Origin of the sequence: Microcystis sp. M_OC_Ca_00000000_C217Col (assembly GCF_007095585.1) — a bacterium.
In the GTDB taxonomy this organism is placed as follows: domain Bacteria; phylum Cyanobacteriota; class Cyanobacteriia; order Cyanobacteriales; family Microcystaceae; genus Microcystis; species Microcystis panniformis.
Genome location: NZ_SFBV01000176.1, coordinates 1 through 4,522, shown reverse-complemented (window position 1 = coordinate 4,522; position 4,522 = coordinate 1). Strand labels below are relative to the sequence as shown.

The following is a 4,522-nucleotide window of genomic DNA, read 5'->3' as shown; positions in this document are numbered from 1 at the left end:
AGTTCCGGCTGCCATAAATAGCACCATCACCCAAATCGGTATAGATCGCCGTTAAACCGCTTCCCCCCGCTGTTAAGGTAGGTACCGCCGTCGTGACATCCCGTAACTCATAGGTTTCACTTGGTTGCGGACTATTGTAGTCATAGGTGTTCACCTTCAGTTGAGCGCTGATAATCGGGGCGGTCAATGTCGGCAGATTGAAAGTAAACCAGTTGCGGTAGAGGCCGGATCGTGGTATCCTGTGACATCGTACCATCCCGTATCTGCCGCATCCAGGGTGATTGTGTTCAGAGGCGGCTCATCGTTGGCGGCTAGGTTGCCATTACCTTGACTTGCTGTAGCGGAGCCAGACTTATTGCCTAAACTGCCGGGGGTATAACCAGAGCCGGCTAAGACGGTGAGGGTGGCGGTTTCCGTGCCTTCTTGGAGGGTGTCGTCAATGACATTGAGGTTGACCACTGCGGTGGGGGAACCAGCTAAGAAGGTTACGGTGGTAGGAATGGTCGTGTAATCCTTGCCATTGGTTGCTGTGCCGCTCATGGCGATGTTAACCGTCAAGGCGCTGGCGGTGGAACCAGTGCGGGTGAGGGTATATTGACCATTGTTGGCGGGTTCGCCAGCCACGGCATCAGTCGCTACCACTGTCACCACCGGAGTCGCAGTACCTCCCAAAGCGTTAAACACATTGAGCCGCTTACCAGAAACCGTTTTGCCGGCTAAAGCCGCAATAGAGTCCCCCGTGTTCATTAAGGTGTTTTTCACCTGTTGGGCTGTCCAGGTAGGATTTTGTGACCACAACAAAGCCGCCGCCCCCGCCACATGGGGACTGGCCATGGATGTCCCTGAATAGGTGGCATAGGTATTGTTGGGAGTGGTGCTGTAAATGTCTGAACCAGGTGCGCCTAAATCTACGCTGGTTAAGCCATAGTTGGAAAACCACGAGAGATCATCGGTGCGGGTGGTGGAAGCAACACTAACAATGTTGGCAAGGTTGTAGCTAGAGGGGTAGTGAGGAAATAAATCTGTATTATCTGAATCATTACCAGCCGCCGCAATAAATAACGCCCCCGCCTGACCCGCTGCATTAATCGCATCGTAGAGCGCTTGGCTATAACCGCCACCTCCCCAGGAGTTATTGGTGAGCTTAACTCCTTTGTCCTTCGCATAGTTAATTGCCAAAATGGCATTGGAGGTAGAGCCTGATCCTTGATCATTCAAAAACTTCATAAACATCACTGGGGTTATTGTCGTTGTAGGCAAAGTCCCAACCGCGAATGTCGTCAACGTAGCCATTGCCATCGTTGTCAATGCCGTCGTTGGCAATTTCCCCTGGGTTTGTCCAGATGTTGCCAACTAGGTCTTGGTGATTGTAGTCAACCCCCGTATCAATAACCCCAATCACTAAATTAGGATTGCCTTTTTGAATATCCCAGGCTTCCGGGGCATCAATATCGGCATCGGGAGTACCGCCACTTTGTCCGGTGTTATGCAGTCCCCAAAGTTGATTAAAACTGGGGTCATTGGGGAACGTGGCCTGGGGAGTAAATGCACCCACCGTCCGAATATAGTCGGGTTCAATGTATTCAAAAATCGGATTGGAGCGATATTGTGCCAGAATCTTCTCCACAGAGAGCGACCCCGATAACTTCCAAATCTCTGCCCCCGTTAGTTTAATCGTCTGGGTGCTAACAGCACCAAAGAGGGACTTGAACTGAGCAACTTCGGCACTGGCGATCCCCTGCTTAAACTTGAGAATCAGTTGATTGGGAGCATAAGGGGCAAGGGTGCTAGTTGCTGCCGGTTCTAGCTCTGAGGTGACGGGGGCAGCAGTGGGTACAGAGGCAAGACTCGACGCTGGACTGGTGGAATAACCAGAAGAGTCAATACTGGGAGAAGCGGGAAAGACCACTTGACTCGTAGCAGCAGGGGAGACTGGAACCGTAGGAGCCTCAGAGGAGACTGTAGATGGGGAGGGGTTAGAGTTCAGGACTCCTAAGACGGGGGGAAGGGTTTCAATCGATACACTTAAATCGCCAGAATCTGTTAAATCAGCCGTGATTGGGAAGGATTGCTCAAAACCCAAAGCATCGTTTAAGGACGGCACATCTATACTTGATGAATCAGAACTTACTTGTGTTGTCTTCATGACTTTACCTACCTAATTGTCCGAAAATTAATCGGTCAATTACTTAAGTTTGTTGAATTCTTTCTGTTTATGGTTAGGGAAAAAGACCAGCCCAACCTTTCTGCCTTAGGGCTAAATCTCTCATCTACTTATGATTATAAATAGATAAGTTTAACAAAAAAATAAATTTTTTCTTAAATTAATTTATCCAAGAGCCTGATTAGTCACAGCAATAATAACAGCATTATTGAGAATTAAAAAACCTAGAGGTATTAAGCTGCCCGTGCATTTAAATTACTTGTTGAGACGCAGTTAAAATTCGTTGCGTAAATGCGTCCTAGCTTACTAGGTCAGGGTTTCTCAATCAACAGAGGAAATACTAAGACTATTTTTCAAAAACTGTAGCCCAATTATAGAAAAGATAATTAAGTGTATAAATCGGCTCTTATTGTTTCTTTGTGTAAGGGAGAAGAATAGAAATAATTCTCAAAAACATTGTCTTTAAAGCCTTGCCTAGCAAGACTTATATAAATAATAACTACTAATAAATATACCAAGTTTGTCAGAGGTAATAAATGGGTAATATTTGGGAATAAAAAATAATTTTTGTTCAAAAATTGGCAAAATTTTTTATAGTTTTTAAACTAATTTACGAATTAAATTTTTTAAATATAAATCAATAATTTTCCTTTAGTTTTCTAGTAATTACCAGCCAAATATACACCTTTATCTTCTTACAATAAACCAGCCACAACATTCAAATCAATACCTATTGCTTAAATTGAACATTCTCCTCACCTCAGTCCGGTTAATTTTTGCTTTAACGTTTTCTGCGGTTTGATTGCTTACTGTCACTAACCGAAGAAATCTTACCTTTAGATGAGCCTACTTTTACCTCAATCTGCTTAAACCGAACTCAGGTTAAATTAATCTTTTTTTCCTAATACCATTTTTCTTTATTTGCGTCACAACGAATGCAGGCTTGGCAAGCATTCGAGCGTGGATGTCTGTCATGGATTTAGAAATTTGGTATAAGTTCCCTGGAAAGATTAAGGTAAAAATTAGATCTATCGGCCTTTAGATTGACTGATCATGGCTATTTGCCACTGGTTCAGAGCTATCCTCGCCAATCCAAGCTCTGACTAACTCGTAGCAGAGACCGAGCAGAACTGGCCCGACGAACAAACCAATAATCCCATAGGCGATCACTCCCCCGAACACCCCTAGCAGAATCACCACCATGGGAATGGGCAGACCGCGCCCCATTAAGATCGGTTTGAGGAAATTATCCACCAAGGTGGCGGGAATCATCCAGAGGGTAAACAAGAGGGCGATGGAATTGGGTAATGTTACCCAAGCGTGAATGATCGCCCCCAAGACAATCAAACCGGGGCCAATTTGGAGAATGCCCAAAATTAGGGTGAGGAAAGTTAATAAACCGGCCGCAGGCGTTCCCACCGTGACTAAACCGATGCCGATCAAAAGACTCTGGATAATGGCAACGCCAATAATACCGCGGCTAACATTGCGGACGGTGGAGGCGGTCAGACTGGCCAGCGCGATGCCTCGACCTGGGGCAATCTTTTCCGCTAACCGGTTCATCAGGTGAGTCAGATTTTTAGCGGAGAGGGTGAGGGCTGCCGCAATCACAATTGAGACGATAAATTTCAGCACCGTCAGACCAGTACTGGTGGCTAGGGAAAGGGAAATTTTCCCCAGTTCTTTTAATTGTGGCTCGAAGCGTTGAAAAAATTGACCCGTGTTATCCGATGCCTGCTGCCAGAGACTCGCAATCCTTTCGCCGATTAGCGGCCAGGTGGCCACATCGGTGGGGGGAGGGGGAATCACCGCCGCACCAGTATCGATATATTCGGCCAGCGTTCGCAGATTACCGGCCAGAACCGCTGCGATGGCACTCACCGGACCGATAATGATCCCTAGACAAATTAGGGTGAGGAGAACTGCGGCCAGTTTCGCTCGGCCAGCGAGTAACTTTTTTAACCAGAGAAAGAGCGGATACCAAGCGATCGCCAGAATTGCTCCCCAGAGGATCATGGTTAGGAAGGGACGCAGCAGGGTAAAACCAGCAAATAACAACAGGCCGAGAAAGAACAGCCGGATGACGAGATCGATAATTTTAGCGTCATTTTTCATCAATAGCGATCGCCTTTTGGCTAGATGAGGACATTGCTGCAATTATGGCAGTTTTTCGTTATATATTTGGCTACAGTGGATCAGTCTTGATACCTTGACATCCTCACCGCCGTAAACGGACGGTGATTCCCAAACCTCACGATTTGGGTTTCTGCTTCTTTCCCTTGCGGGGTTCCGCACCTGCCTTAACAGATTTACTCTGTTCTGGTCTTATGGTCGCTCTACAGACTGACACCGCAAGCC

4 protein-coding genes are annotated in these 4,522 nt (G+C 46.6%); all 4 read right to left on the bottom strand.

What is annotated here, in order from left to right; all coding sequences use genetic code 11:
- Window positions 1-187, bottom strand: a 187-nt coding sequence (locus EWV66_RS10225) for a hypothetical protein (protein ID WP_287115948.1), incomplete at its 3' end; no start/stop codon positions are given.
- The gene (locus tag EWV66_RS24100) at window positions 184-1,293 is read right to left on the bottom strand and encodes a S8 family serine peptidase (RefSeq protein WP_502706147.1); all 1,110 of its coding nucleotides are present in this window, start codon (window positions 1,291-1,293) and stop codon (window positions 184-186) included. The genes EWV66_RS10225 and EWV66_RS24100, both read right to left, overlap by 4 nt.
- Window positions 1,211-2,146 (bottom strand): S8 family serine peptidase, encoded by a 936-nt coding sequence (locus tag EWV66_RS10215; RefSeq protein WP_353734455.1) that lies wholly within the window; start codon window positions 2,144-2,146, stop codon window positions 1,211-1,213. The genes EWV66_RS24100 and EWV66_RS10215 overlap by 83 nt, the downstream gene beginning before the upstream one ends.
- A 1,056-nt stretch (window positions 2,147-3,202) precedes the next feature.
- Window positions 3,203-4,279 (bottom strand): AI-2E family transporter, encoded by a 1,077-nt coding sequence (locus tag EWV66_RS10210; RefSeq protein WP_185238032.1) that lies wholly within the window; start codon window positions 4,277-4,279, stop codon window positions 3,203-3,205.
- Window positions 4,280-4,522: the final 243 nt, after the last annotated feature.